19 protein-coding genes are annotated in these 22,822 nt (G+C 68.0%); 7 read left to right on the plus strand and 12 right to left on the minus strand.

The window, feature by feature from the left end; genetic code table 11:
- Nucleotides 1-5: 5 nt before the first annotated feature.
- The 5 genes from NNI01S_RS30595 to NNI01S_RS30615 all read right to left on the minus strand — a co-directional run bounded on the left by NNI01S_RS30595 (nt 6) and on the right by NNI01S_RS30615 (nt 5,469).
- On the minus strand, nt 6-869 hold the full coding sequence (locus tag NNI01S_RS30595) for a Sir2 family NAD-dependent protein deacetylase (protein WP_063024625.1): 864 nt from the start codon (nt 867-869) through the stop codon (nt 6-8).
- 72 nt (nt 870-941) lie between these two features.
- A complete protein-coding gene (lexA, locus tag NNI01S_RS30600; RefSeq protein ID WP_063024627.1) occupies nt 942-1,604 on the minus strand; it encodes a transcriptional repressor LexA in 663 nt (220 codons plus the stop codon).
- A 29-nt stretch (nt 1,605-1,633) separates the two neighbouring features.
- A complete protein-coding gene (locus NNI01S_RS30605; protein ID WP_245676431.1) occupies nt 1,634-2,605 on the minus strand; it encodes a LysR family transcriptional regulator in 972 nt (323 codons plus the stop codon).
- 34 nt (nt 2,606-2,639) lie between these two features.
- Nucleotides 2,640-4,934, minus strand: coding sequence for a molybdopterin-dependent oxidoreductase (locus NNI01S_RS30610; protein ID WP_063024631.1), 2,295 nt, complete (start codon nt 4,932-4,934; stop codon nt 2,640-2,642).
- Between the two features lie 52 nt (nt 4,935-4,986).
- Nucleotides 4,987-5,469, minus strand: a complete 483-nt coding sequence (locus NNI01S_RS30615) for a nitroreductase family deazaflavin-dependent oxidoreductase (protein ID WP_063024633.1) — start codon at nt 5,467-5,469, stop codon at nt 4,987-4,989.
- A 375-nt stretch (nt 5,470-5,844) separates the two neighbouring features.
- Between NNI01S_RS30615 and NNI01S_RS30620 the strand changes: the two genes are divergently transcribed.
- Together NNI01S_RS30620 and NNI01S_RS30625 are read left to right on the plus strand one after the other, a co-directional pair.
- Nucleotides 5,845-7,164, plus strand: a complete 1,320-nt coding sequence (locus tag NNI01S_RS30620) for a glycoside hydrolase family 1 protein (protein WP_063024635.1) — start codon at nt 5,845-5,847, stop codon at nt 7,162-7,164.
- A 40-nt stretch (nt 7,165-7,204) separates the two neighbouring features.
- A complete protein-coding gene (locus NNI01S_RS30625; protein WP_063024637.1) occupies nt 7,205-7,399 on the plus strand; it encodes a hypothetical protein in 195 nt (64 codons plus the stop codon).
- A gap of 5 nt (nt 7,400-7,404) precedes the next feature.
- On the opposite strand, the gene NNI01S_RS30630 is transcribed toward NNI01S_RS30625, so the two are convergent.
- Nucleotides 7,405-8,376: an NAD(P)H-dependent flavin oxidoreductase gene (locus NNI01S_RS30630; protein WP_435825040.1), complete on the minus strand. Its 972-nt coding sequence runs from the start codon at nt 8,374-8,376 to the stop codon at nt 7,405-7,407.
- Nucleotides 8,377-8,434: 58 nt separating this feature from the next.
- Nucleotides 8,435-9,133, minus strand: a complete 699-nt coding sequence (locus tag NNI01S_RS30635; RefSeq protein ID WP_063024641.1) for a TetR/AcrR family transcriptional regulator — start codon at nt 9,131-9,133, stop codon at nt 8,435-8,437.
- A 185-nt stretch (nt 9,134-9,318) separates the two neighbouring features.
- Between NNI01S_RS30635 and NNI01S_RS30640 the strand changes: the two genes are divergently transcribed.
- From NNI01S_RS30640 to NNI01S_RS30650, 3 genes are all read left to right on the plus strand, one after another.
- A complete protein-coding gene (locus tag NNI01S_RS30640; RefSeq protein ID WP_063024643.1) occupies nt 9,319-11,040 on the plus strand; it encodes an FAD-dependent oxidoreductase in 1,722 nt (573 codons plus the stop codon).
- Between the two features lie 172 nt (nt 11,041-11,212).
- Entirely contained in the window at nt 11,213-12,772 is a 1,560-nt protein-coding gene (locus NNI01S_RS30645; protein ID WP_063024650.1) for a serine hydrolase, read from the plus strand.
- Nucleotides 12,773-12,886: 114 nt separating this feature from the next.
- Nucleotides 12,887-13,324, plus strand: a complete 438-nt coding sequence (locus NNI01S_RS30650) for a hypothetical protein (protein ID WP_063024652.1) — start codon at nt 12,887-12,889, stop codon at nt 13,322-13,324.
- A gap of 376 nt (nt 13,325-13,700) precedes the next feature.
- Here NNI01S_RS30650 and NNI01S_RS30655 read toward each other — a convergent pair whose 3' ends face one another.
- The 4 genes from NNI01S_RS30655 to NNI01S_RS30670 all read right to left on the minus strand — a co-directional run bounded on the left by NNI01S_RS30655 (nt 13,701) and on the right by NNI01S_RS30670 (nt 19,064).
- On the minus strand, nt 13,701-14,711 hold the full coding sequence (locus NNI01S_RS30655; RefSeq protein WP_357803527.1) for a DUF4231 domain-containing protein: 1,011 nt from the start codon (nt 14,709-14,711) through the stop codon (nt 13,701-13,703).
- Nucleotides 14,708-16,141 carry a hypothetical protein gene (locus NNI01S_RS30660; protein ID WP_063024655.1) on the minus strand — a complete coding sequence of 478 codons (1,434 nt, stop codon included), beginning with the start codon at nt 16,139-16,141 and terminating at the stop codon, nt 14,708-14,710. The genes NNI01S_RS30655 and NNI01S_RS30660 overlap by 4 nt, the downstream gene beginning before the upstream one ends.
- A 175-nt stretch (nt 16,142-16,316) precedes the next feature.
- A complete protein-coding gene (locus NNI01S_RS30665; RefSeq protein WP_063024657.1) occupies nt 16,317-17,588 on the minus strand; it encodes a cytochrome P450 family protein in 1,272 nt (423 codons plus the stop codon).
- A 360-nt stretch (nt 17,589-17,948) separates the two neighbouring features.
- Nucleotides 17,949-19,064, minus strand: a complete 1,116-nt coding sequence (locus tag NNI01S_RS30670; protein ID WP_063024659.1) for a hypothetical protein — start codon at nt 19,062-19,064, stop codon at nt 17,949-17,951.
- Between the two features lie 602 nt (nt 19,065-19,666).
- Between NNI01S_RS30670 and NNI01S_RS30675 the strand changes: the two genes are divergently transcribed.
- Nucleotides 19,667-20,428, plus strand: coding sequence for a bestrophin-like domain (locus tag NNI01S_RS30675; protein ID WP_063024661.1), 762 nt, complete (start codon nt 19,667-19,669; stop codon nt 20,426-20,428).
- Nucleotides 20,429-20,536: 108 nt separating this feature from the next.
- Nucleotides 20,537-21,454 (plus strand): hypothetical protein, encoded by a 918-nt coding sequence (locus NNI01S_RS30680; RefSeq protein ID WP_157115107.1) that lies wholly within the window; start codon nt 20,537-20,539, stop codon nt 21,452-21,454.
- Nucleotides 21,455-21,885: 431 nt separating this feature from the next.
- Here the strand turns inward: NNI01S_RS30680 and NNI01S_RS30685 are convergent, their stop codons facing one another.
- Nucleotides 21,886-22,647, minus strand: coding sequence for a 3-hydroxyacyl-CoA dehydrogenase (locus tag NNI01S_RS30685; RefSeq protein WP_063024664.1), 762 nt, complete (start codon nt 22,645-22,647; stop codon nt 21,886-21,888).
- Between the last annotated feature and the right edge of the window lie 175 nt (nt 22,648-22,822).

The following is a 22,822-nucleotide window of genomic DNA, read 5'->3' on the forward strand; positions in this document are numbered from 1 at the left end:
GCCGGTTACACCGGCTCCACTACCAAGCCCAACCGCTCGGCAAGCGCGGGCAGAACAGTCGAGCACCCAGCGTCCAGCGTCACCGCGGCCAAGTCGTCACCGCGCGTCCGTCCCCGATTGACGATCACGACCGGACAGCCCCGCCTGGCGACACGACGCACGAAACGCAGCCCCGACATCACCGACAGCGACGACCCCGCCACCAGCAGCGCGTCCGCGTCATCCACCAGCCCATACGCCGCGGCCACCCGCTCCTTCGGCACGTTCTCCCCGAAGTACACGATGTCCGGCTTGAGCATGCCGCCACAGCACGCACAGTCCACCATCCGGAAGCTCCCGGTCTCACCGACCACCGCGTCCGCGTCGGGCGCGACCTCCAGCCCATCGACACTCACGGCCTCCGCGAAACCCGGATTCGCCGCCTCCAATCGCTCGGCCAGCGACATCCGCGACACCAGCGACGCACAGCCCAGACAGCGCACCCGCGCATACGTGCCGTGCAAATCGATCACCCGACGATGCCCCGCCTTGGTATGCAGCAAATCCACATTCTGCGTGATCAGCCCGGTGACCACGCCCATCCGCTCCATCCGCTCCAGCGCCCGATGCCCCGGATTCGGCCGCGCCCCGTCCATCCGCCGCCAGCCGACGTGGTTGCGCGCCCAGTACCGCTGCCGGAACACCGGATCGCCCACGAACTGCTGGTAAGTCATCGGATTGCGCGGCGGCGACGACGGACCGCGATAGTCCGGGATCCCGCTGTCGGTCGAAATCCCCGCACCGGTCAACGCGACGACCCGGCGCCCGGCGAGCAAGCCCACCACCTGCTCGAACCCGCCGCCCCAGGACATCCCCGCGAAATCCGACATGCAATTCAGGGTACGGCGGCCAACGCCGTAAGAGCAGGCCCGCCATCCCGACGGACCGGAGTTCACCCGGGCTCAAACCCGCCGCATCACCGACACGACCTTGCCGAGCACGACCGCCTCGTCACCATCGATCACCGCGTAGGCCGGATTGCGCGGCTCCAAGTACACATGACCGTTGCGCCGCCGATACACCTTCACCGTCGCCTCCCCATCGATCATCGCCGCCACGATCTCACCGGAATGCGCCTCCTGCTGCCTGCGCACCACCACCATGTCCCCATCGCAGATCGCCGCATCGATCATCGAATCACCGCGCACCCGCAACCCGAACACCGTGCCCCGCCCGACGAGCTCACGCGGCAACGTCATCATCTCGTCGGCGTGCTCCTCGGCCAGAATCGGAGCGCCCGCCGCGATATCGCCGACCACCGGCACCATCACCGAATCCTCCGCGACCTCCCGCCGCGCCGGCGCCTGCAAGAACATCCGCACGTCGATCGGACGCGACACCGTCCTGCTGCGCCGCAGAAAACCCCGCTCCTCCAGACTCCGCAAATGCTTCGACACCGACGACGCCGACCGCAACCCCACCGCATCACCGATCTCGCGCGTATTCGGCGGATACCCGTGCCGAAGCACCCAATCCCGGATCGTGGCAAGAATCCGCTGCTGCCGCGGCGGCAACGTCGAAGTATCGAGATGCTCGAACGCATCGAGCGGGTCGTATCCGGTCACCCCGGGAATCGTAGAGGCACGGCCCGACACTACCGACCGGCCACCGCAGCGGGCACACCGAACAACGCCTCATCGGCCTCGGGAACCCAACAGGCCGCGGCGATATCACGGTTGTAGTTGTCCGCGACGTGCTCGACCAGATGACGCAGACGCGGATGCCGATTGCCCGCCGACCACAACAACGCCAGCGGATAGGCCGGAGTGGGATCGACGATCATCAGCCGCCGCACATTCGGATGCCACGGCGTCTGGCCCCCGTCACCGGAGAACGTCATCAACGACGGCGAATCCGCGATACGTTCGACGATCCCGGCCATACCCTCCAGCGGCCCCCTGGTGTCGACGGGAATCCCGCTGAACGCGCTCAGATCGCGATAGAAATCGGCCCACTCCGACGCCACCGCCGCCCCCGGCACCCACACCGGCCGCCCCGCGATCTCCCGCAACGCGATCGTCGACCGGCCCCCGAACGGATGATCCTTGCCCACAAGCAAATACAGGGGCTCCAGAAACGCCGGAGCGGCGACGATGTCGTCGGGCAACGCCACCGGGCCGCCATAGGCACGAGCCAGGGCCGCGTCCACCAGACCACTGCGCAGTGCCTCCCGCGAGGTCGTGATCATGTTCGAGATGACGATCTCGGTCTCGGCGTGCGGATGACGCGCCAGATAGAACTCCATCAACTCCGTCGCGGCCACACGCTTCCCCAGCACCGCCACCCGCAACGGCCGCACCTGTTCCCGCGCCGCACGCACCGCCGCCTCCGCCCCCGCCAGCAGCGACCGCGCGTGCGGCAACAGCCGGGCACCGGCACCGGTCGGCACACTGCCGCCGTGCCCACGATCCAAGAGTTCCACCCCCAGCTGCGATTCCAGCTTCGCGACACGCTTCGAAACCGCCTGCTGACTGATACCCAGCACCGCCGCGGCGTGACCGAACTGCTCCTCCTCCACCACCGCCACGAACGCCCGCAACGCGGCGAGATCCAGATCCACCGTCACCTCCAACCGATGTCCTCCGCCCCGCTCGGCGGCCTCAGAGCACTTCCGGACCCGATCCCTCCGGTGGGCGGAGAACCGCCACATCCGTGAGCCGCCCCGCAAAGCGCTCGATGTCCACCAGCGTGAGCTGTCCCGCGCACCCCTGACTGAGCGTGGACGAGGGGCGATCGGCGATGAGCACGTTCGGATTGCCGTGACGGCAGAACGCCGGATCCGCCGGGTCGGGGTCGTACCACGCCCCGGTGGACAGTTGCGCGACACCCGGACGCACCCCCTCATCGACCACCAACCCCGCCAGGCAGCTGCCCCGATCGTTGAACACCCGCACGATCTCACCGGCACGCAGGCCGCGAAGGTCGGCGTCCGAGGGATGCACCCGAATCGGTTCCCGCCCCGAAATCTTCACCGACCGGCTGTAAGCGCCCACATCGAGCTGGCTGTGCAACTTGGTCCGCGGCTGATTCGCCACCAACTGCAACGGAAACCGCGCCGCCGCCGCACCACCGAGCCACTCCTCCGGCTCCAGCCACACCGGATGCGGTGGGCAATCGGCGTACCCGAAACCCTCGATCGTCGCCGAGAAGATCTCGATCTTCCCGCTGGGTGTGCCCAGCGGATACCGGTCCGGGTCGGCACGAAAGTCCGCGGCCAGCACCTGCTCGGGATCCGGTACCGGAAGTTCGAGCGCTTCACCGGACCAGAACGCGTCGAAGTCCGGCAACTGGTGGCCCGCACGGGATTGCTCGACCCGCCAGCTCTCGTACAGATACCGCAGCCACTGCGCGGCCGAGCGCCCCTCGGTGAATTCCGCCCCGACACCGAGCCGATCGGCCGTCTCGGCGAAAATCGAATAATCATCCCGCGCCTCCGCCCGCGGGCGGGTGAGCGCCTTCATCGGAAAGAACGAGCGATCACCCTCGCCCACGCCGTAGTCGTCGCGCTCGATCGACATCGTCGACGGCAGCACGATATCCGCGTGCCGCGCGGTCGCCGTCCAGAAGGCGTCATGTACGACAACCGTGTCCGGACGCTCGAACGCCGTACGCAGCCGAGCCAGATCCTGGTGGTGATGGAACGGATTGCCGCCGGCCCAATACACCAACCGCACATCCGGATACACCAGATCCTGCCCGTTGTAGCGGAAGGAACCACCCGGATTCAGCAGCATGTCCGCGATCCGCGCGACCGGGATGAACGCGTGCACGCTGTTGCGCCCCTGCGGAAGTCGCGGCACAGCCACGCGCGCCGGCTCCCCCACACCGGCGACCGAACCGTAACCATGCCCGAATCCGCCTCCGGGAAGCCCGATCTGGCCCAACATCGCCGCGAGCGCCACAGCGGCCCACAGCGGCTGCTCGCCATGGCGCGCCCGCTGCAGCGACCAACTGACTGTCACCAGGGTGCGCGCCGCAGCCATCTCACGCGCCAGTCCACGGATACGCCGGGCCGGAACCCCGGTGATCGCCGAGGCCCACTCCGGATCCTTGACCACTCCGTCCACCGCGCCACGCAGGTACCGCGCGAAGCGGTCGTAGCCGACGGTGTACTCGCCCAGGAATTCCTCGTCCGCCAGCCCTTCCGCATCCAGCACCTGAGCCAGCGCCAACATCATCGCCACATCTGTGCCGGGCAGCGGGGCGATCCACTCGGCCTCGCCCTCCGGCGACATGTCGTCGCGCAGCGGACTGATCGACACGAACCGGCAGCCCCGCGCCCGTGCCGCCGCGATCCAGCCCCGCGCGTTGTGCCGCGAAACCCCACCCGGCGACACGGCCGCGTTCTTCGGCGACAAACCACCGAAAGCCACCACCAACTCGGAATGTTCGACGAGAACCGTCTTGGCCGTCGCACGCTGTGTCACCCAACCGATATCACCGAGAACGTGCGGTAGGAACACCGTCGAGGTGCCCAGGCTGTAGCTGTTCACGTGCCGGACATAGCCGCCGAGACAGTTCAGGAAGCGATGCAACTGGCTTTGCGCGTGATGAAAACGCCCCGCGCTGGCCCAGCCGTACGAGCCGCCGTATACCGCCTCCGCCCCGTGCTGCCGGTACACGCGTCCGAGTTCCGCGGCCAGCAGGTCCGATGCCCGTTCCCACGACACCGGAACGAAGGACTCCGAACCGCGCGGTCCCGGACCCGGACCGTGCTCCAACCAGCCCCGGCGGACATACGGTCGATCGATACGGGTCGGATGGTGTTGCGCCGAAGCGACGTTGCCGATCAGCGGCGTCGGCTCCGGGTCACCACGCCACGGCCGGACCTCCGTGAGCCGTTCACCGTCGCTGTCCGCCTCGAACGCGCCCCAGTGGGTCAGATGCGTGGTCACCGTCCCACCGTAACCGGCCCACCCGCACCCGGACGACGCCCGCCACAGCGCCTCAGTCGGCGAGGCGGCGCAACTCGAAGATCCGGAACAATCGCCCGCCGGAGCGCTCGTACTCCATGGCGTAGCCGGGCCAGAACTCGACCGCCAGATCCCAGTAAGGCTTTCGCTCCACGCCCGTGATCTCGCGTACCGTGACCAGGAACTGCTCGCCCTTGTGCCGGACCGAAGCGGTCTGCGCGGCACGCAGGTTCGCCGACCAGGCCGGATGACCGGGACTGCCCCAATTCGAGCCGAGGACGACGAAGTCCGCACCGTGCGGTACATACAGCAACGACGTGGTACGCGGGATACCGGTCTTCCGCCCCGGCACGGTCACCTCGACCGACGGGAGCCCTGCCAGATCGAGGACGCCCTTCCGCCCCCCGCTCACCCGCCGGATCAAGCGTTCGAGCCGCAACACGAGCGGCGCCGTCCGCATCACCCAGCGTTGCTCCGCGAGCCGTCGGGCCAGTGGCGGCAGCGGATTGAAGGACATAGAGGAATCCTGACATGGCCTCCGCCTCCGACCGGCCGAGCGCGCCGGGACCGAGGGCCATCTCACAGGAGGCTTTCAGAGGTCCCTCCCCTTCCTTGCTGGGTTGGGGTGGGCTTGAGGTTTAGTGGAGGGCGGAATGTATATATAGATGCGAATATCTACGTATCTAAATGTTAATGACGTGAACCGCAGTTGCATAGGCACTTCCATCACGACTCCCGCAGAAGCGGGGAGATTTCCCCGCACCTGGCCTTGCTCTCCGTCTCCGAGAAAACGGACAAGCGACCAGTTACCCTGTCCCCCGTGGTCCCCACATCCCCGGTCCGTGCGCCGAGGTCCACGAGCGCCCGTCACCCGTCTCGGAACAGGAGTTCGATGCGTTCATTCCCCCGCCACGTCTGGGCAGCGCTCGCGGCCGTCGCCGCGGTTTTCCTCGGAGGCATCGCTCCGGCGGCCGCCCGGCCCGAGCCGCCCGCCGTGCTCGCGCCGATGGGCCCGGACTTCCTCTGGGGCGTCGCCGCGTCGGGATATCAGTCGGAAGGCCACGCCCCGGACAGCAACTGGTCTCGCTACGTCGCGTCGGGGAAAACGTCGGACCCCTACCGGGATTCGATCGACTTCTATTCGCGCTACCGCTCGGACATCGCGCTGGCAGCCGGACTCGGCGTGCAGGTGTATCGCATCGGCGTCGAGTGGGCTCGTCTGCAGCCGGAGCCGGGCAAGTGGGACCCCGACGGGCTGAAGTTCTACGACAACGTCGTCGCCGCGATCACGGCAGCGGGCATGCGTCCGATGATCACCATCGATCACTGGGTCTATCCGGGCTGGGTGGTCGACCGCGGAGGCTGGAACAACCCGGGCGTCGTCGAGGACTGGCTGGCCAACGCGCAGACGGTCGTCGATCGCTACGCCCCGTATCAACCGTTGTGGGTCACGTTCAACGAGCCGACCATCTATCTGCTCAACGAGCTGCGCAACGGCGGACTGCCGCCGGCCGCCGCGCCCGCGATGCAGGAACGGATCGCGCAGGCGCACAACCGCATCTACGACTACATCCACCGGGTTCAGCCGGACGCCATGGTGACCAGCAATGTCGCCTATATCCCGGCCGCCGAGGACGTGGTGAACAAGCCTCTGGTGGACCGGATCGACACGAAGCTCGACTACATCGGCATCGATTACTACTACGGCCTCTCCCCTGACAGCCTCACCACCACGGGAAATCTCACAGAGTTGTGGAAGAACCCGCTACAGCCCGAAGGCATCTACTACGCGTTGCAGCACTACGCGCGCCGGTTCCCCGGCAAGCCGCTCTACATCGTCGAGAACGGGATGCCCACCGAGAACGGCTTGCCGCGCGCGGACGGATACGGCCGGGCCGACTCCCTGCGTGACACCGTCTACTGGCTCCAGCGCGCCAGAGCCGACGGCATCAATCTGATCGGCTACAACTATTGGAGCCTCACCGACAACTACGAGTGGGGTTCATACACACCGCGTTTCGGCCTGTACACGGTCGACGTCCTGAGCGATCCGGCGCTCACGCGCAAACCCACGGACGCGGTGGCCGCGTACACCGGCATCACACGCGCGGGCGGCGTCGCTCCCGAGTATCGGCCGACGCGGCCGCCGAAGGATTGCTCCTTCGTCGACGTGCCGGCCAGCTGCTCCGATCCGGTCACCGTGCCGCGGTGACACCGGAGTCCGGACCGGTTCGAGCGAGCGGAGACGACTGATGACCGACGATCCCATCGCGGTACTGCGACGCTGGGCCGATTCGGGCGGAATCTGGCGGGTCGCCGGACGCAGATCCGGTTCGGTCACCGTCGCGCTCTATCAGTGCACCGGTGGTGAGGAGGTCGATCGGCTGACCTCCTCCGATCCCGAACTGATCCGTTATATCGGCGAGCGCGTCAGCAGCGAGGACTGAACGGCTCAGCCCGTCATCCCTGACCACAGCCGCTCGAGCACGTGCGCAGCCGGTTCCACGGCGGTCACCAGGCCGACGCCCTCCCCCGCGTCGATCGGCGTCACCGCTGGATCGTTCGCGGCGAGCGCGGCGGCGAGTGCCTGTTTGGCCGCCGGATCCGCGGCGAGTTCGTCTTCGCGACCGGTCCAGCGGTCGGTGAATCCGGTCCGCAGCACCCGGGCGGGAAACCGAGCAGGCCACGGCAGCTCCATGCCCACGTCGTAGGCGCGGGTGAGCACGGTGTCCGCGCCACACGCGGCGAGCAGAGCTCGACGGCCGGCCTCCGGCAGCAGCGATTCCGAGCACGCCGCCAGACAGGTGCCGAGCCACGCGCCGCTCGCCCCTGCCCGGAGCACGGCGACCAGGTCTGCTGGTGCGCCGATGCCGCCCGCGGCCAGCACCGGGACCGACGCGACTGCCAGCACCTCGTCCAGGAGCGGCAGCAGCGGCGCGTTCACGGCTCCGTGTCCGCCGCCCTGCACGCCGCGGGCGACGAGGACGCCGATGCCCGCGTCTTGTGCACGCCGAGCGTCCTGCCAGCTGTAGACCTGGGTGGCCGGAACGATCCCGGCATCCGCGACACGGGCCGCCCAGCCCAGGTGATCGCCGAAGCTCACCGAGATCAGCGCGGGACGGGCCTCGATCGCCGCCTCCAGCAGTTCCGGCTGCCCGGCGACCACCCAATCGACCAGACCGATACCGAACGGACCGGCCACTCCGCGAATATGCGGCAACTCCTGCTCCAGCGCCCGCACCGATCCCGCGCTGCCCATTCCGATCATGCCCAGGCCACCGGCCGCGGTCACCGCCGCGGCGAGCCGACCGCCCGCCACGCCGCCCATCGGCGCGTTGACCAGCGGGATCCGCGCACCGATCCGCTGCGCCCACGCGATCGCGGCACGCGTGTCGGCGGGCGGCTGCTCATTGGAGGTCGTCACGAGCTCCATCGGAACACACGCGGCCGGGAGCACTCGCGGGCTCCCCCGTGCCACGAGATCACGCGCGGTGCCCGAGCATGTCCAGCAGCCCGTCCAGCTGAAGTTCGAACAACTCGTCGCGATCGGCGAAGGTGTCGGTGCCGTACATGTCGAAAACGTCCGCGCTCACCGCTCCGAACAGCCCGACCCAGAACGTCACGCCGCGCACGATCAGCCAGTCGGGCACGTCGAGCTGGAATTCGTCGCGGATGCGCGCGAAACTGCTTGCGAGCGCCGCCGATATCCGCGGCTGGGCGGCGGGCGCAACCAGTCGGCCTGCTCGGTGGGCCCCGGCGAACAGCGTCAGCATCGTGGCGATCACCCGGGTGCCGGGTGCGACGGTCTCGGTGGCGGGTGCGTCGTAGCCGGGGACGGGCGTGCCGAACAGCAGTCCGTAGCGGGCGGTTTCGGCCAGCGCCCACCGCCGCACCGTGCGACCGAGGATCCGTAGTCTCTCGATCGGATCGTCTCCGCCCTCGGCCAGCGCGCCGTCGACCGCGTCGCCGAGGGCGTTGTAGCCGTCGACGACGAGCAGGGTCAGCAATTCGTCGCGACTGCGGACATACCGATAGACGGCCGAGGAGACCACGCCGAGATCACGCGCGACCGCCCGCAGCGACAGGGCGGCGGCGCCTTCGGTCGCCAGGTGTTCGCGCCCGATCCGGACGATGTCGTTCATGGTCTGGGCCCTGGCTCGGGCGCGGGGTGTCGTCGGCATAGCAGAAACGATGCGCGCTTCAGAGAGCATTGTCAACTAACGAGAGCATTGCTCTAAACAGTCCGGCCAATGGCGGGCAAACTCGAATACCGGAGCGATCCGCTGATTCCAGGCGACTTGCGTACCGTTACTTACCCGGGAGTAGTGTTAGCCGAGTCACTGGCGACACGATCGAGGAGTTCCACATGGACCAGCGGACGACGGATTTCGACGTGCTGATCGTCGGTTCGGGGTTCGGCGGCAGCGTCACCGCGCTTCGGCTGGTGGAGAAGGGGTACAAGGTCGGCGTGCTGGAGGCGGGCAGGCGCTTCGCCGACGACGAGTTGCCCCAGACCAGCTGGCAGCTGAAGAAGTTCCTGTGGGCGCCCGCGCTCGGCTGCTACGGGATCCAGCGCATCCACCCGCTGCGCAATGTCCTCATCCTCGGCGGCGCCGGCGTCGGGGGCGGTTCGTTGAATTACGCGAACACGTTGTACGTGCCGCCGGAGCCGTTCTTCCGCGACGCCCAGTGGCGTGACATCACCGACTGGCGCGACGAGCTGACCCCGTACTACGAGCGGGCGCAGCAGATGCTCGGCGTGGTGCGCAATCCGCACATGACGCCCGCCGACGAGGTCTTCAAGGCCGTCGCCGACGACATGGGGGTCGGCGATACGTTCGTGCAGACACCCGTCGGGGTGTTCTTCGGCGAGCCGGGCAAGACCGTGCCGGACCCGTACTTCGGCGGCGTCGGCCCGGAACGCACCGGCTGCGTCGAATGCGGCGACTGCATGGTGGGCTGCAAGTACGGCGCGAAGAACACGCTCGTCAAGAACTACCTCTACCTGGCGGAAAAGGGCGGAGCCGAGGTCATTCCGATGACCACGGTCACCGAGCTGCGTCCCCACCCCGACGGCACCTGGGACGTCTCCACCGCCCGCACCGGCGCCTGGGTACGCAAACAGCCCCGAACGTTCACCGCCACGCATGTCGTACTCGCGGCGGGCACGCGGGGCACCCAGAAGCTGCTGTTCGCCATGCGTGACAAAGGCGTATTGCCCGACCTGTCCGATCGCCTCGGCATGCTGACGCGCACCAATTCGGAATCGATCGTCGGGGCGGCGACCAAGAAGGTGCGTCCCGGCACCGACTTCACCAAGGGTGTCGCGATCACCTCGTCCATCCATCCCACCCCCGACACGCACATCGAACCGGTCCGCTACGGCAAGGGTTCCAACTCGATGGGCCTGCTCCAGACGCTCATGGTCGACGGCGGCGGTCGCATTCCGCGCTGGCTGCGTTTCCTGGGTCTGGTGCTGCGGCATCCGATGAACCTGCTCAGCTTCCTGAGCACCAAGAATTGGAGCGAACGGACCATCATCTCGCTGGTCATGCAGCACCTGGACAACTCGATCACCACCTACACCAAGCGGGGGCTGTTCGGCCGCAAACTCACCAGCAGGCAAGGCCACGGCGAACCCAATCCCACGTGGATCCCGGTCGGCAACGAGGTGACCAGGCGCGTCGCGGAGAAGATCGGCGGCATCGCAGGCGGGAGCTGGGGTGAGATCTTCAACATCCCGCTCACGGCTCATTTCCTGGGCGGCGCGGTGATCGGGGCCGATGCCGAGCACGGCGTGATCGACGCCTACCACCGGGTGTACGGCTATCCCACGCTCAGCGTCGTGGACGGTGCGGCGGTCTCGGCCAATCTGGGCGTCAACCCCTCGCTGACGATCACCGCGCAGGCCGAGCGGGCCGCGGCGTACTGGCCGAACAAGGGCGAAGTGGACACCCGTCCACCGGTGGGCACCGGATACCGGCGCATCGCGCCGATCGCGCCGGTGAACCCGTCCGTTCCGGCGAGTTCGCCTGCCGCCCTGGTGCTCCCGATCGTGGAGATCAGGGAGACCCCCGCCGCCGGATAGGTCCGACGCAGCGGTCGACCGGGCGCAGTGGCGGGCGAGCACCTGCCGCGAAAGCCTGAACCTGCCGCACAGCAACCTCTACTGAACTAGCCTTTATCTGGTCTTTTGTCGCTACAAAGCCAGGAGGCGACCCTTGAGCACACTGCGTCGGACACTGCTCGCTCCCACGGCGATGGCGGCGGCCGCCATACTCGCCATGACCGGATGCGGCGGCGAGCGATCGGACTCCACGCAGACGGGAGCGCCTTCGAGTTCCGCGGCGATGCCCAATCAGGTCGCCGGGGTGCCGATACCGGAGGGCCGGATCGACGATGCCGTGGGGGAACTGGATCACCTCGCGGATGGCCTGCTCGCCTCGTCCGGCATCCCCGGCATGGCGGTCGCCGTCGTGCACGGCGGAAAGGTGGTGTACAGCAGGGGCTTCGGCGTCCGCAACGTCGTCACGCAGGAGAAGGTGGAGCCGGATACGGTCTTCCAGCTGGCGTCGCTGTCCAAGCCGGTCGGAGCGACGGTCGTCGCCCGCCGGATCGCCGCGGGGGGTGTCGAATGGGACACGCCGGTGCGCCGGCTGCTGCCGTCCTTCGCGCTCGCCGACCCTTACGTCACCGAGCACGTCACGGTGGGCGACCTGTACGCACACCGCTCCGGCCTGCCCGACCACGCGGGCGACCTGCTCGAGGACCTGGGCTTCGACCGTCAGCAGATTCTCGACCGGCTCCGACTGCTGCCGCTGGGCGCCTTCCGCGACTCCTACGAGTACACCAATTTCGGACTGACCGCCGCTGCCGTCGCCGTGGCCACGGCGGCGGGGACCGACTGGGAGACGTTGTCCGCGCAGATGCTCTACAGCCCGCTCGGCATGACATCGACCAGCTCGCGGTACGCCGACTTCGCATCTCGTACCAACCGCGCCGAGGGGCACGTCCTGATCGACGGGAAGTACGAGCCGGCGAACCCGCAGCGCCAACCGGACGCGCAGTCCCCCGCGGGAGGGGTCAGTTCCTCGGTGACCGACATGGCGAAATGGATGACGATGGTGCTCGCCGACGGCTCCGCAGGGGGCTCGGTCCTGGTGCCGCCGGAGGATCTCCTGCCCGCCATCTCCCCGCAAGTCGTCTCGGCGCCGCCGAAAACCCCCGACGCACGCGCCGGGTTCTACGGATTCGGCTTCAACGTGAGCGATTCCGCCTCCGGCCGGGTCGTACTCGGCCACTCCGGAGCGTTCGCCCTCGGCGCGGGCACCGCGTTCACCCTGATCCCCTCCGCCGACCTCGGCATCGTGACACTCACCAACGCGGCGCCGATCGGCGTGCCGGAGACACTGAACGCGGAATTCGCCGATCTGGTCCAGTTCGGGAAGATCCAGCAGGACTGGCGCTCGCTCTATCGCACGGCGTTCGAGCCGCTCGGCGCGCCGGCCGGGGCGCTGGCGGGCAAGCAGCCGCCCGGGCACCCGGCTCCCGCGCGTCCGCCGGCGTCCTACGCGGGCACCTACGACAACGCCTACTACGGCCCGGCGACGATCAGCGCCACCGGCAACTCCCTCACCCTCACCCTCGGCCCGAACAATATGACCTTCCCTTTGAAGCACTGGGACGGAGACACTTTCGTCTTCACGCCACCCGGCGAGAACGCCACCCACGGTTCGGTTTCCCAGGCGACCTTCGACGGCGCGAAGCTCACCTTGGAGTACTACGACACCGAACACCTCGGCGTCTTCACCCGTAGCTGACGCCGCTGCCGCCCAGCCGCGATCTCGGGCTCCGATCGCGGACGCTTCGCCCGTTTCCAGGGGTTTGCCGACGACGGTTGCGGGAAGTCGCTGAATGCAAGAGAGGAGGCAGCGATGACCGAACCGAACGAGACCTACGACCCGCCGCAGGACACGGGTGCGCCCGACTCGACCGAATCCGATCCGGCGGCGCTCAGCAGCGCCGAGGATCTCGACGAGGACCGACTGCGTTCCGACCCGCTCGAGGCCGGAATGGACCCGCCGGAGCACTGGAGCGGCGTCACCAAGTACGGCGTGACGCCGTGGGAGCAAGCCCATCCTCGACCGATCGAAGACCGGCTCGCGGAGGAGGAGCCCGACATCGATCCGAACCGAGTTCCGGAGACCGGGGAAACGGGGAGACTCGAGAGCGATCGCAGGCTCGAAGACATCAGCAGCGACAGCGACGAAGTGCGCGCCGAGCACCGCTACGAGGAGCAGATCGGTGTGTCCGCCGACGTCGCGGGCGGTTCGGTGGCCGACGACATCCGGCACCCCGCCCCGCCCGAGTAGACGGCAGCCGTCGTCGCGATCGGAGCGCCACCGCCCGGCCCGTCACCGATGAACGCCCTCTCCGCATGCCACGCGATCGCTTCGGGGTAGCGCGCCGGGCGGTGGCGCTCCGATCGCCTACCCGAACACGGCGGTGCGGAACTCACCCTCCGTCTCGGCGAGCGGCTGCGCGATGCGCGATACGACCGGTCGGCCTGGCCGAATGCAACGGCCCGCCCGGCGTCACGCGCGCGCCGGACGGGCCGCTTCCCCGTTCGCCATGCGACGCCGCCACGTCACACAGCTTGATCATGGTAAGCGCGGAATCGGGTCATCTCCGGCAGCCACGCCGGACCATCGGACGTCCGATCGTAAGGACCGCGCCGGGTGGTGCGTCTCATTCGCCGTGCGAGGCTCGCCAGAGAGTATGTTCGCGGCTGATCGCTTCCTCGGCGTCGGATACCGCGTCCGCCCAGGCTCCTTCGGTGTGGTTCTGGTCCAGAACTTCGGCGACGATGCTCAATTCGTTCGAGGCCAGGGCGTACGCGGCGGCCGCGGTGCTGTGCTGGCGCGCCGAGGACCACGCGGCCACACCCGCTACCGCAGCCGCGAAAATGCCTGCGAGGTCGAAGTTCACCGCGTTGAGCGCTTTCGCCAACGCCCCGGCGACACCTGCCACCTCGAAGACGAGCGACATCGTGCCGTATACCTGGGACCTGCGCTGATGGTAGCCGGATTTGGTGGCATACCACCGTTGTTGTTCCCGGATGCGGTCGTCCAGATAGACGCGGCGCCGTTCGTCGAAGGAGGCGGAACGCAGTTGCCGCATACGATCGCTGATCGCCGGGGCCGTGGTCGGCCGCAGCGCGAGCGCCGAAATGTCCTGACGCAGCAGGTTGATGCGGTCGATCAGCATCCGATCGGCTTCGGCCGGCGACAGCGTGCCGACGAACGGCGCACCCTGTACCGCGTACTTCCAAGTCAAAGTCTTCACCGATTCGGCGAGTGCGCGGCCTTCGTACCAGGACTTGCCGGGTCGGCTGCGCAGGACACCCACGTCGACGGCGAGGATTCCGACGAATGCCATCGCGGTCAGAATGGCCGCGATGTCGGTGCCCGACGAGCCGACACGGACGGTGAAGGCCGCGCAAGCCGCTGCCACCACTGCCAGCCATAGCCGGGCCCCGTAGGCACGGAGATAGAATTGCTGACCGTACATTGCCGCCGTGTCCGCGGACTGGAAGAGCCCGGGGTAATCGTCAGCGTGCTGCACGGGCCGAGCGCCGCTTTCCAACCGACATGGCGGAAGCGTAGCAGCCGACTTATCCGTGTCGAATCCATTTGCGCGGCTTTGCAATTGCGAATTTCTTCGCCGTGGTGTGTGGTTCCACCCGGTGCGCTGCGTCACCCGTGACGGACCTGCAGATCTGCCATGAGATACCGGGTCGTGGCCCGATGACCGCCGGTCACGGCGATCCGGGCGATCCGGGCGGTGGTACCGGAATTCGGTGAACGACTGTCCATTCGAGACCAGTGGTGCAGCACCTGCGCTTTCAGGAATGTCCTATCGCTCTGATCATCGCAGAGGAAGACGACCTTGGTGATGGGAAAGCGGTCGATCACGCGTTGCAGTTCGAATCGCGTTCCGGCGTTGGCCGGAACGTATCCCGCGAGGTCCAGCACGACATAGTCGACCCGGGACAGCAGCATGTCCACCGCCGTCTGCCAGAAACTGACGTGACACAGGATGGAACGAACCGGATAGCTGCCCGCAGGGTCGCGCACCTTCACCGCCAGATCCGTCACGCCCATCAGCCGCCTGCGCCCTGGCGGCAACGGCTCCACCGGCTGTTTCGCCAGCTCCTCGCGCAGCATGCGCGGTGACGCCACGAACAGGGAGCGGAAAGAGTTGTTCCGGCGCACTGCCCGGACTTCCTGGGGGCTAACCGACGCGGCGCTGCGCAACAAGTGCACATACCCGAATTCTCGCCACGCCCCGCGCAGGAACTCCCGGGCGCGCGCCCGGTTGTCGAACAGACGAAGGTAGGCGATCTGTACCGGCTTCGCGCCGATGACGTTCGATCGCAGCGAAACCCGCCGCAGATCCCCCCGCCCTCGGGGAGGAGTGGTGAACTGCACCGTGAGAGCCGGGATCTCCGTTGCGCGAGACCAGACCGGATCCGGGCCGATGGGACTGATCCTTGCGCTGTAGGAGGGGTCGGTGGACCACCTCTCGACTGATCGGCTCGCATGCCACCGCCGCCACCGCAGCGCTACCGACATCAACAGCACAGCCGCCAGCAATGACATGAGCCCGAGGATGGCCGGTTCCAGTTCCGGCGCGGGACGCCGTGTCCCGTCGGGCTCCTCCACCGACACCCCGCCGACCAGCACCCCGACCGACAGCGCGATCGGTACGGCCACCCAGAGCAAGCGCCGCACCGCGGCCGACCGATGACTCCGTACCGCCTGCACCGTGGCCATATGCGCTTCCCGCGGTGGCACCAGCAGCGCGATCTGGTCGGGATGGCGATCCACGCGACGCCGAATCGACCTCGCCCGCAATCCCTGCCACGCGTCGCTCACGGTCTCCGCACCGGCGGCGAAGGCCCCTACGCCGAGTACCGCCAGCGGGAACAGCACCAGATGCCGCCACGTCGACAGGTCCACCCCGGGCACCCACACCGCGAGCACCTGCGGCCCACGAGCCCAGACCACGACGACGGCAGCCACCGACGTCGTGAATCGGACGGCGTTGCCGACCGCGGAGCGCAACGACGCGGATTCCTCCTCGCGGACGCGCGCGTACAACTCGCCGTCGCCGATTCCGCTGACCATTCCTGGCGTACCGTCCCGCCCCGTGCCGACGAGTATCTACACCGACGTCCACCGGCCGCGCCGGCGCTTTCGTCGCCGACCACCAGTATGGCCCCAGGGCCGGCCCGGCACACCCGATATTCCCGCGCCCCGCCGTCGGTCCTCCGGTGGCGGGCCACTGCCCCGCTGCCGCGCTCTACACGATGCGCACCGGCGCGGACTGCGGAAAGACGACCGGCAAGGCCCCGAGAGCCCGGTGGAACGGACCGGGCCGCCACTGAAGTTCGTTCTTCGGCGTGGCCAACTGGATCTCCGGCAGCGCGTCGAGCAGTTGATCGATGGCGTTCTGCACGGTCATGTAGGCGACGGATTTGGCCGGGCAGGCGTGCGGCCCCGCACTCCACGCCAGGTGGGATCGATTGCCGATCCGGCTGCCGCCGGGTTCGTCGGTCCCGCGGATCTCGGGGTCGTTGTTGCAGCCGGCGAGACTGATGACGACCGGCTGGTCCGCCGGCAGCCAGACACCGTCGACCATGATCGGCTGCCTCGGGTACGTCGTGCAGAAGTTCGCCATCGGCGGGTCGTTGAACAGGACCTCGTCGAGAGCGTCGGTGGTGGACAAGTTCCGTCCGAGGACGTCGCCGAAGCGGAACCGGTCGTCGGTGATCATCAGCAGCAGGGCGTTCGTGATCAGATTGCGCTGCGCCTCGAACCCGGCCCCGTAGAAACTCATGAGCTGGGCGAAGATCTCGATGTCGTCCAGTTCGGTCGAGTGATGCGCCAGCCGCGAGGTGACGTCGTCGCCGGGCTGGTGGCGCTTGAGCCGGATGAGCTGCATCAGCGCCTCTTTGAGCATCTTCATGCCCTCGGGCCCCCGCACCGTGTCGAAGCGCGCGGCCATACCGGTCGCGACCCGCTCGCCGATCTCGGCCGGGCAGCCGACCATCTGGTTGAGGACCTCGAGGACGAGCGGAAACGCGTACTGGCTCACCAGATCGGCGGATCCGGCTTGGCAGAACGAATTGATCAGCGGGACCGCGATGTGTTCGACCGTGGTCGGCACGTCGAACAGATCGATTCCGTCGATGGCGTCGACGGAGGCGTGCCGATAGCGATCATGGGCGAGCCCGGTGTTGTACCGCGCGGCCGGGTACCACTCCATCATCGGCCGGACGGGCGAGTCGTCGGGGATGGTCTTCTGCCACGTGCGGGGATCGGCCGGGAAATGGTCGGGGTCACTGAGAATGCGCACCGCGGTCTGGTAGCCGATCACCAGGGTGGCCGGTACGCCGGGCGCCAGCTCGATCGGAACCAGCGAGCCGTGTTCGCGGCGCATCTCGCGGTATGCGCGGTGCGGGTCGGCGACGAACTCCTTCGTGTGCAGCTGAACGCGCGCGGCATCCGTCTCCGTCGGGAATCCGTGCTGGACGGGGCACGCTCCGGTTCCAGTGGTGTGCGGCGCGGCCATCGGGGACTGTGGTGTGGTCAAGAACGTGACTCCAGGTAATGGAACAGCAATTCGACGAATGTGATCGGTGAGCGGGTGCACGTGCCTTCCAAGACCTGTCGTCCAGAGCTTGGCGACCCGCTTACGCTAGCAACATAGCAACGCTCCGATGGTGGCGCTGACGAAGGAGGTACCGTCCGGTGCGCCAGAGCCGGTTCCGGACAACGTGATTCGCCGAATCGCACCACGGCGCGACGGCGAACGCGCTGGTCGGCGCCTGTACTGGCACGATCATCGCGAACCAGCTCGGCACCGTACCCGGCACGTGGCGTGCGTGACAACCCCCGTGCGACTGGTCGCCGTCGAATATCGCGGGGCAGATCACCGTTCGCGGTCGTCACCGGCGCCGGCCAGAGCGACCGTGTTCGCGGCCGCCTGTCGCGCGGCATCCACCGTGCAACGACCGAGACCGCAGGCGGTGGCGACGCCGTAGGCCGCGCGCCCGGCCGCTTCCTCGAACAGGGCGAGCGCGCGAGCGCTGTCCTCGCCGGAGTCCGGGGAGACCACACCGGCGATCACATCCCATTCGGGATCGAGCTTGCGCAACGGCGCGTAGAACCGTGGGTCCTGTGGAGCCGGCTCGGCACCGTAGGCGCACGGAATGTGCACGGGAGGAAGCGGAGTCCCCTGCTCGCGCAGCAACCGGGCTGTGCGGCCGAGCAACTTCACCGCCGGGGCCAGCGTGCGCGGGCTCAGCAGGCTCTTGTGCTGGTAGTCGCCGTAGCACAGGTGAACGATCACTTCCGCCCCGATCTCGTGCATGCGGCCGAGTACACCGGCGAGTTGCCGCGCGATCAGCGGGGCGAGTGCCCACTGCGACCACAACTGCTCGGCTTTGACCATGCTCAGCAGCGCGATGGGCGACTCGAGCTGCCAGACGACACGGTCGCCGTACCGGTCGACGACCTCGGTCATCTCCTGCACCACCGCTTCGGTGAACACCGGCAGCTGCCGCAGCGCACTCACCACGAGCCCGGAGCGCCGCACAGCGGGCCCGACCGGGAGCCCGCCGGAGACGGCGGCGCCTGCGAAGACGAACATCGCCAGATCCAGCGGATTCGGTTGACTTATCTGGACTTTCGTCGCGGCCAGTTCCGGCCGGTCGCCGCGCAGCGACTCGAACGCGTCCACGACCCGGCCGATTCGCTCGACCCGATCCATCGAGACGTGCCGGGGCTCCAGCGTGCACCCGGACCGCAGGCCGTAGCTGGGAAAATCTCCGTAGTCGGCGTACTCACCCGCGCGGACGATCTCGAAGACGTCGGCGTGCTGCTTGCGCGTGCGCAAGTAGTCCATGATCCAGTCCGGATCGAGGTCGCACGGCAGGGCGGTGACCGGCCGATCCGTACTGTGGTCGGCAAACCATTGCATGACGGCACGATCACCCGTCATCAGTTCGGCAGGCAGGCTGCCGACATAATGCGCGAATCTGGTCATCTGTGGCTCTTCTGTTGTCGGGACGCGGGATCCGCGACCCAGGGCAATTCCGGTAACGCCGATCGGTAGCTGTGCAAGCGTACACGGACGCGCTCCGATCCCGCATCCCCTGATGTCCGCCCGCTATGGAGAGCCGGAGGACCGGCGCGCGGATCCGCACCGCCGCAGCGGATCTCCGAAATTTCGCCACACGCAGATGGATTCGCGGTCTACCATCGGTCTCGTCCGGGCGGTTCGCCGGGTAGGACAATTCAACGGCGGCTGGTTCGCCCGGACGCCGTGCGTCGCGTACCGATTTGCTGTGCACCACTGATCAGATCCGAACAAGCGCAGACCCTCGACAGCGTCATCGTCGATCGTCTCGGTATCCATCCGGGGGTGAGGGCCAGGCATGACCATGGAAATGCTCGGGTCGAGGCAGTTGCGGCTATTCGCCGGTGAACTCTGCTTCCCCGCAACCTGATCGACGATCGAAGCAGTCTCGGCCGCGCGCGCCTGCGGTGCCCGAACGGCGCCGGTTCACCACCCGTCGGCGCATCAGGCCCTGCGGTACGTCACCGAGGCGACGGTCGCGCGAACCATCAGACAGAACGGAGTTCCGCATGGCCTTCGAATTTCTCGTGCCCGCTCTCACCGCGCTCGTCGCGGTCATCGTCTTCGTGGCCGGGGATCGCCTACATCCGAAGGCATGGCGGCACACCGACGACGACACGGTGGGCGCGCTGGTGCTCAACCTGATCAACACGATCTTCATGGCGGTGGTCGCGTTCATCGTGGTGATCGCGTGGCAGCAGTACGACAACTCGCGCAATCACACCATCGCCGAAGCCAAGGCGCTCATCGATACCTATTGGGCCGCGCACGGCCTGCCCGAGCCCGACCACGCGAAGATCCAGGGACTGGTCCGCGAGTACACCGAGCAGGTCCTCACCGAGGAATGGGCGGTCATGGCGGATGACGGTCGTCTCAGTCAATCGACCCAGGACACCCTCGACGACCTGCGCGACGCGGTGGCCGCGGTGAACTCGGCGGACGACGAGGTCGACGAACTCCGCACCAGCGCTCTGACCAGTCTCGACGCGGTGGCCCAGTCCCGCGCCGACCGTGCGCTCGACGCCGCCTACCGCGTTCCCGGCTTCCTCTATCTGGCCATGTGGATCTGCACGGTCCTGCTGCTGTTCAGCGTGATCCTCTCCGGTGTCCAGGTCACCAAGCGCAGCGTCGTGACCACCGCGCTGCTCGGCGCGATCGTCGGTGTGGTGATCCGGGCGATCTACAACCTGGACGAACCGTTCTCCGGCGGAAACGTGGTCCCGAGGGAAGCTTTCGAGCTCGCTCTGTCCCGCTATCAGCACACCACATGAACTTCCGGCCCGGTTTCGACTACGACGAGGCGACTGCACATGCGATGCAAACGAGACGCAACTCGAACCCCGAGACTGGCAAAGGGTTTGGCCACTGCGATGTTGCCCTTGACCATAGTGGTCTTCGCGGCTCGGCCGCTGCAAGCATCAGCGGAGGCCCCGCCGTGGTTGCCGCTGGGTGATACCGGGAGTTCGGGCGCCGCGGCGGGCCCGGGCTCGGCGAGCCCCTTCGGGAGCGACGATCCGAGCCCTGGCACCCTGTCCTCCGGCAGCGCGTCCGGGCTCGGCGCGGAGGGCATGACCAACGGCGGGTCTTTGGCTCTCGGCCCGATTCGGCTGCCGTCCGGCAGCGCGGGCAATGTCCCCACCGGCAGTGCCGGAGGCGCCGGCGCTCGCGGTGGCCTGCTCGCCACCGGGACTCCGGAATCCGGCACGGGCGCAGCCCCGCCGGCGGATGCCACACCCATCCCGACGGTCATGGCGGCAAGTCCGGCCGAGACATTGCAACTCGATACGGGCAGCGTCCAGCTGGCGTGTTCCGGCAGCGCCGCGACGGGCAGCGCGTTGCTGCTGCTCGGGCTCGCGACCGGCAGCGGCTTCGGCTCCCTCGGCTCCAGTTCCCTCGTCCCGGGCCTCATCGACCCCGGGTCCAGCGGTTCGAGTCTGGGCAGCGCCGCGGTCGGCAGCGCCTTCTCCGGCAGCGCGTTGCTGACCTGCTTGCTGCTACTTCCCACCGCCCCGCCGCCGCCCATGAGTCCCCTCCAACTCGGGCCGCCTCCGCCCGACGTTCGTATCGTTCCCGTTCCGGCCGTCATCCCCGTGCAGACGCCGCCTCGTGCGGAGCGCCCTTTCGTCGAGCCGCCCACGCCCCCGCAGAATCGCCCGCGTGGAAGAGACATACGAGCCGCCGAGCCACTCGGCGACCCCGAGACGTGGAACCTCATGAAGCTGATGACGGTGCTGGTGGTCACGGTCATCACCGTCGTCGGCATCCGCATATCACCCGGCCCGAGACGAACTCGCTGAGGCCCGTGCGCGGGGTGCAACGCGAACTCCGAAGGCAGGCAATTGGTCCCGGGCACATGAACACCCGCCCCGCCCGCTGGGGCGGGTGTTCATGCAAAGCAGCGGCCGGTCGCCCACTACGTGGGTGGCCTGCGCCTGATCGGCCTCGACACGGCCCGCCTGCGTCGCTCGGCCCGCAACCCCCGACCATGCCCCGGTGGCTTCCTCGACCGCAGCGATACGGTCACACGCGACTTGTCCGGCCTCGATCACGCACGGCCGCAGGAGTAATCGCGCCGCCCGGGCGCTGGTCCGGCGGGAACCACCACACCGTCGCCTTCCTAGCGGCCTGCACGCGCGATCCGGCCGAGAAGTGACACCGGTGTGCGTCGCGCCCGCGACCGACGGCAGCGGATGTCGGTCACCCCGACACCCGCGTCACCTCGACTACGTCAGCGCGGGGCCATCCGGATCGCGCCGTCGAGACGGATGGTCTCGCCGTTCAGCATCGGGTTCTCCACGATGTGGCGCGCGAGCGCGCCGTACTCGGTGGGGTCGCCGAGCCGCGAGGGGTGCGGCACCTGCGCGCCCAGGGAGGCGATGGCCTCGTCCGGCAGTGTGGCGAACAGCGGGGTGTGGAACAAACCCGGCGCGATGGTCACCACACGGATCTTGATCGCCGCGAGGTCACGCGCCACCGGCAAAGTCAGGCCGACGATCCCGCCCTTGGAGGCCGAGTACGCCGCTTGCCCGATCTGGCCGTCGAACGCCGCCACCGACGCGGTGTTGATGATGACACCGCGCTCCTCACCGACCGGATCGGTCTTCGCGATCCGTTCGGCGGCCAGCCGGATCACGTTGAAGGTGCCGATCAGGTTGACGTTGATCACCTTGGTGAAGTCCGCCAGCGGGAACGCCCCGCTCTTGCCCACGGTCTTGATGGCGTTGCCGATTCCCGCGCAGTTCACCGCGATCCGCAGGTCGCCCAGCTCCTGTGCGGCATCGAGGGCCGCCGTGACCTGCTCCTCGTTCGTGACGTCGGCCGCGGCGAAGACCACGCCGTCACCGAGCTCTTTGGCGACGGCTTCACCGGAGGACGACGGCAGGTCGATGATCACGACCTTCGCTCCCTTGCCGTGCAGTTCCCGCACGGTCGCCAAGCCCAGTCCCGACGCGCCACCGGTCACCGCGGCGACCGAGTTGCTGATCTCCATCCCACTCCTTTTCTCCGGGTCGTCGAACGACGGCGCGAACCGCCGGCCGACGGTTTTCCGCTGCCACCCCGGGGCGGGGAGCCAGGCGCCGTGTCCGTTCGAGACACGGCGACAGGCTAGCCGCAGCGAGTGCACTAAGTAAACAGCCATTCTCATGCGAAACGGCGCGGAAGGT

The organism is Nocardia niwae NBRC 108934 = DSM 45340 (assembly GCF_001613465.1).
GTDB lineage: Bacteria > Actinomycetota > Actinomycetes > Mycobacteriales > Mycobacteriaceae > Nocardia > Nocardia niwae.

What these genes read in the sequence shown, in the direction of transcription:
- NNI01S_RS30595 (WP_063024625.1), bottom strand. Translation starts at nt 869, where the DNA reads ATGTCGGATTTCGCGGGGATGTCCTGGGGCGGCGGGTTCGAGCAGGTG.
- NNI01S_RS30615 (WP_063024633.1), bottom strand. Translation starts at nt 5,469, where the DNA reads ATGTCCTTCAATCCGCTGCCGCCACTGGCCCGACGGCTCGCGGAGCAA.
- NNI01S_RS30620 (WP_063024635.1), top strand. Translation starts at nt 5,845, where the DNA reads ATGCGTTCATTCCCCCGCCACGTCTGGGCAGCGCTCGCGGCCGTCGCC.
- NNI01S_RS30625 (WP_063024637.1), top strand. Translation starts at nt 7,205, where the DNA reads ATGACCGACGATCCCATCGCGGTACTGCGACGCTGGGCCGATTCGGGC.
- NNI01S_RS30635 (WP_063024641.1), bottom strand. Translation starts at nt 9,133, where the DNA reads ATGCCGACGACACCCCGCGCCCGAGCCAGGGCCCAGACCATGAACGAC.
- NNI01S_RS30640 (WP_063024643.1), top strand. Translation starts at nt 9,319, where the DNA reads ATGGACCAGCGGACGACGGATTTCGACGTGCTGATCGTCGGTTCGGGG.
- NNI01S_RS30645 (WP_063024650.1), top strand. Translation starts at nt 11,213, where the DNA reads ATGGCGGCGGCCGCCATACTCGCCATGACCGGATGCGGCGGCGAGCGA.
- NNI01S_RS30650 (WP_063024652.1), top strand. Translation starts at nt 12,887, where the DNA reads ATGACCGAACCGAACGAGACCTACGACCCGCCGCAGGACACGGGTGCG.
- NNI01S_RS30660 (WP_063024655.1), bottom strand. Translation starts at nt 16,141, where the DNA reads ATGGTCAGCGGAATCGGCGACGGCGAGTTGTACGCGCGCGTCCGCGAG.
- NNI01S_RS30665 (WP_063024657.1), bottom strand. Translation starts at nt 17,588, where the DNA reads ATGGCCGCGCCGCACACCACTGGAACCGGAGCGTGCCCCGTCCAGCAC.
- NNI01S_RS30670 (WP_063024659.1), bottom strand. Translation starts at nt 19,064, where the DNA reads ATGACCAGATTCGCGCATTATGTCGGCAGCCTGCCTGCCGAACTGATG.
- NNI01S_RS30675 (WP_063024661.1), top strand. Translation starts at nt 19,667, where the DNA reads ATGGCCTTCGAATTTCTCGTGCCCGCTCTCACCGCGCTCGTCGCGGTC.
- NNI01S_RS30685 (WP_063024664.1), bottom strand. Translation starts at nt 22,647, where the DNA reads ATGGAGATCAGCAACTCGGTCGCCGCGGTGACCGGTGGCGCGTCGGGA.